Annotated in this window: 4 protein-coding genes; all 4 read left to right on the top strand. The window is 69.6% G+C overall.

All coding sequences use genetic code 11. The features are described 5' to 3' along the window. Window positions 1-231 precede the first annotated feature (231 nt). Window positions 232-603 (top strand): STAS domain-containing protein, encoded by a 372-nt coding sequence (locus AB0C29_RS35315; RefSeq protein ID WP_212993692.1) that lies wholly within the window; start codon window positions 232-234, stop codon window positions 601-603. After that, a complete protein-coding gene (locus AB0C29_RS35320; protein ID WP_360829752.1) occupies window positions 600-1040 on the top strand; it encodes an ATP-binding protein in 441 nt (146 codons plus the stop codon). Before AB0C29_RS35315 ends, AB0C29_RS35320 begins: the two co-directional genes overlap by 4 nt. A gap of 308 nt (window positions 1041-1348) precedes the next feature. Beyond that, on the top strand, window positions 1349-3715 hold the full coding sequence (locus AB0C29_RS35325; protein ID WP_360829755.1) for a sodium-translocating pyrophosphatase: 2367 nt from the start codon (window positions 1349-1351) through the stop codon (window positions 3713-3715). 74 nt (window positions 3716-3789) lie between these two features. Beyond that, window positions 3790-4320 carry a hypothetical protein gene (locus AB0C29_RS35330; RefSeq protein WP_360829758.1) on the top strand — a complete coding sequence of 177 codons (531 nt, stop codon included), beginning with the start codon at window positions 3790-3792 and terminating at the stop codon, window positions 4318-4320. The last annotated feature ends 173 nt before the right edge of the window (window positions 4321-4493 follow it).

Below are 4493 nucleotides of genomic sequence, written 5' to 3' on the forward strand. Positions count from 1 at the left end.
GCGGGCGCGCAGCCGGTGCAGCAGTTCGGCCGGTCCGAGCCCGGTCAGTGCGCCGCGTGCGGCCGGGATTCCCGGGACGGTCGTGGTCACGTCTGCACTGTGACATCGGTATGGCCCGAACCTCAAACGGGTACGACGGGAGGGTGCGACGCGTCGTGCCCGGAGCGTCGGTGGTTAGATTCGCTGTGGAGATCGGCTGCCTGAAGGCTTGACCCCGAGGGAGGAGGACCGATGGAGCTGTCGCTGACGACCCGTACCGTCGGCGAGCACACGGTGCTCGACGTCGGTGGTGAGGTCGATGTCTACACGGCGCCACGCCTGCGTGAGCGGCTCGTGGAGCTGGTCGACGGTGGGTCGCGCAACGTCGTGGTGGATCTCGCCCGCGTCGACTTCCTCGACTCGACCGGCCTCGGTGTGCTGGTCGGCGCCCTGAAGCGGCTGCGCGCCGCCAACGGGACGTTCGGGCTGGTCTGCGCCAAGGAGCCGCTGCTCAAGATCTTCCGGATCACCGCGCTCGACCAGGTGTTCCCGATCTACCCCTCCGTCGAGGCGGCCACCTCGACCTCGTCCGGCGATCGCGACGACAACCCCCCGACGGCGTGATGGCCACGGTTCGGCTGTCGTTCTCCCCGGCCCCGGTGCACGTGCGTACGGCCCGGCTGGTCGGCGTGGCGGTGGCCCGGCGAGCGGGCGTCGCCGAGGAGTTGCTCGACGAGGTCCGGCTGGCCATCGGTGAGGCGTGCACCCGGGCGGTCGCCCTGCACCGGCAGTACCACCTGCCCGACCTGGTGATGGTCGAGATGTCCGACACCGACTCGTACACGGTCCGGGTCATCGACCGGGCGCCGATCGAGGCCAGCGTCGGCCTGGCCAAGCTGCCGCCGGACGAGCTGGCCGACGAGTCGCTCACCGACGAGGCGCTGACCACCGGCGTGGGCTTCGCCCTGCTCGCCGGCTTCGTGGACGACCTGCAGGTGCGCCCGGTGGAAGAAGGCGCCGGCACCGAGGTCCGGATGGTCTGGCCCGTCCACCGGCGTTGAGACAAAGGCGCCGTTGAGCGCACAAATCACACCGTTCGGCGCATGGCATGGGAAACCCCTGCTGGGGGCGCGAAGCCTAGGCGGTAACCGATTCGCGTGCCAACCGCTAACACAGCGGTAAACATCACCCTGACACGGCCGGATCCAGGTGTGACCATCACCACGTTCGGCCGCTACAGTACGCCGGTAATCAGCTACTGCTCCCTGGTTCCGCGTCCGCGGGACCAGGTTGTCGTCTCCTAGAGCAGGGAGTGCGCCCGGCGGTTTCGTCCGCTGCCCGGGTGCGGTCGGTGTACAGGAGGACATTGATGTCCGGGACCTCCATAACCCTCGCTGCGGAAAGCAGCGGGGGGTCGCTCGACAGTTCGAACGTCACGTTCGTCATCGTCGCGATCGTTTTCGCGCTGGTGGCGCTGGCCTTCGCGGCTGTCTTCGTCAAGTCGGTGCTGTCCGCGGGCCGCGGCACCACCAACATGCAAGAGATCGCGGGGGCGGTCCAGGAAGGCGCTTCGGCGTATCTGTTCCGGCAGTTCAAGACCCTCGCCATCTTCGTCGTCATCGCGGTCGTGCTGCTCTTCCTGCTGCCGGTGCACAACACCGACAGCGAGACCACGGTCAAGATCGGCCGTTCGCTGTTCTTCATCGTCGGCGCGGTCTTCAGCGCGTTCATCGGCGGCGCGGGCATGGCTCTCGCGACCCGGGCGAATCTGCGGGTCGCCGCGGCCGCTGGTGAGGCCGGTGGCCGGGAGAGGGCGATGGGCATCGCCTTCAAGACCGGTGGCGTGGTCGGCTTCCTCACCGTCGGCCTGGGCCTGTTCGGTGGCGCGCTGGTCGTGCTGATCTACCGCAGCGACGCCGCGACCGTGCTCGAGGGCTTCGGCTTCGGTGCCGCGCTGCTCGCCATGTTCATGCGGGTCGGCGGCGGCATCTTCACCAAGGCCGCCGACGTCGGCGCGGACCTGGTCGGCAAGGTCGAGCAGGGCATCCCGGAGGACGACGCGCGGAACCCGGCGACCATCGCCGACAACGTCGGCGACAACGTCGGCGACTGCGCCGGCATGGCCGCCGACCTCTTCGAGTCGTATGCGGTCACGCTGGTCGCCGCGCTGATCCTGGGCCAGGCCGCGTTCGGTCAGGACGGGCTCATCTTCCCGCTGATCGTCTCCACGGTCGGTGTGGTCATCGCGATCGTCGGTGTCTTCATCACCCGCCTGCGGGCCTCGGACAAGAGCGGCCTGACGGCCATCAACCGAGCCTTCTACATCTCGGCGCTGCTGTCCGCGGTCATCGTGGCGATCGTCAGCTTCGTCTACCTGCCGGACACCTTCGCCGGGTTCGGGGACGCCGCGAGCATCGATCCCGACGTGGTCGCCAGCGGCCGCAACCCGCAGCTCGTCGCCATCGGCGCCGTCGTCATCGGCATCGTGCTGGCCGCCGCCATCCAGGCGCTGACCGGCTACTTCACCGAGACCAGCAAGCGCCCGGTGCAGGACATCGGCAAGTCGTCGCAGACCGGCGCGGCCACCGTCGTGCTCGCCGGCATCAGCGTCGGCCTGGAGTCGGCCGTCTACTCGGCGCTGGTGATCGGCGCCGGCGTCTTCGGGGCCTACCTGCTGGGCGGCACCTCGATCACGCTGTCGCTGTTCGCGGTGGCCCTGGCCGGCACCGGCCTGCTCACCACGGTCGGCGTCATCGTCGCGATGGACACCTTCGGCCCGATCTCGGACAACGCGCAGGGCATCGCGGAGATGTCCGGCGACATCGACGAGAACGGCGCGCGGATCCTGACCGAGCTCGACGCGGTCGGCAACACCACCAAGGCGATCACCAAGGGCATCGCGATCGCCACGGCCGTACTGGCCGCGACGGCGCTGTTCGGTTCGTACACGAACACCCTGCAGTCGTCGCTGGCGGACGCGGGCATCCCGGCCGACCAGATCGGCGCACGCATCCTCGGCCTGCTGAACATCTCCGACCCGCGCAACCTGGTCGGCCTGCTCATCGGCGCCGCGGTCGTGTTCCTCTTCTCCGGCCTGGCCATCAACGCCGTGTCCCGCTCGGCGGGCGCGGTCGTGATGGAGGTACGCCGCCAGTTCCGCGAGTTCCCCGGCATCATGGAGCGCACCCAGCGCCCCGAGTACGGCAAGGTCGTCGACATCTGCACCCGGGACGCCCAGCGTGAGCTGCTCACTCCCGGTCTGCTGGCCATCCTGGCGCCGATCGCGGTGGGCTTCGGCCTGGGCGCCGGCGCGCTGGCCTCCTACCTGGCCGGTGCCATCGGCGCGGGCACGCTGATGGCCGTCTTCCTGTCCAACTCCGGTGGCGCTTGGGACAACGCCAAGAAGCTGGTCGAGGACGGTGCGTACGGAGGCAAGGGCTCCGACGCGCACGAGGCCACGATCATCGGCGACACGGTGGGTGACCCGTTCAAGGACACCGCCGGCCCGGCCATCAACCCGCTGCTCAAGGTCATGAACCTGGTGTCGCTGCTGATCGCCCCGGCCGTGGTGACCCTGAGCGTCGGCACCGACGCCAACGACCCGGTCCGGATCACCCTCGCGGTGGTCGCGGCCCTGATCGTGGCCGGTGCGGTGGTCTGGAGCAAGCGCAAGCCGATCTCCATGGGCGAGCCCAGCCCGACCACGGAGACCAAGTCGGAGCGGATCAGCGCCTGATCCCAGCACGACTGATAGGGCACCCGGCACTCGCCGGGTGCCCTCTGTCGGAGGTTGGCCGTACGCTGCAATCCATGCGCACGGCCCGCACCACACCCTTACTGCTTGTTCTCTCGTTCGTCGTGACACTGGGTGGTTGCGCGGGCGGTCCCGCGCCCCGCGCCTGGGCCGCCTCGGTCTGCACGGTGCTCGCGCCCTGGCGCTCCGAGATCGGCACCCTGGCGACCCGCACCCAGCAGCAGATGACCGCCGAGACCACCCCGGCGCAGGCCAAGGAAAACCTGACCCGGCTCTTCGGCGGGGCCGAGTCGGCCAGTGAGAAGGCCCGGGCCGGCGTGCGCAAGGCCGGCGTACCGGACGTCGAGCAGGGCAAAGAGGTCGCCGACAGCTTCACCGCCTCGCTGAGTGCGATGCGCGACGCGTACGGGCGGGCCAAGAGCGGGATCGCGGCGCTGGCCACCAGCCCGTCGAAGGACTTCTACACCAAGGTCGGCTCCGTGGTGGACACCCTCAACGTCGAATACAAGCAGAGTGAGCTGGACACCAGCCGGCTCGACTCGGAAGAGCTGAAGAAGGCGTTCGACGAGGCGCCGGAATGCCGCTGACGGGCACCTGCTGATGACGGAGCGCCGCTGACCATGACCGAGCCCGGGTGGCCGCTGATCCCGCGTGAGGTGCTGCCCGCGCCGGTTCCGGACGCCCGGATCCCGGCCGCGCCGAAGGTCCGGCGCCGCGCGGCGCTGACCGTGCCGGCCGGCCGGCAACTGTCGATCTTCGG

The sequence above is a fragment of the Actinoplanes sp. NPDC048791 genome, from assembly GCF_040650095.1.
GTDB lineage: Bacteria > Actinomycetota > Actinomycetes > Mycobacteriales > Micromonosporaceae > Actinoplanes.

Bases quoted from the DNA above. Each gene is read 5' to 3' on its own strand.
- AB0C29_RS35315 (WP_212993692.1), top strand. From the start codon at position 232: ATGGAGCTGTCGCTGACGACCCGTACCGTCGGCGAGCACACGGTGCTC.
- AB0C29_RS35330 (WP_360829758.1), top strand. From the start codon at position 3,790: ATGCGCACGGCCCGCACCACACCCTTACTGCTTGTTCTCTCGTTCGTC.
- AB0C29_RS35325 (WP_360829755.1), top strand. From the start codon at position 1,349: ATGTCCGGGACCTCCATAACCCTCGCTGCGGAAAGCAGCGGGGGGTCG.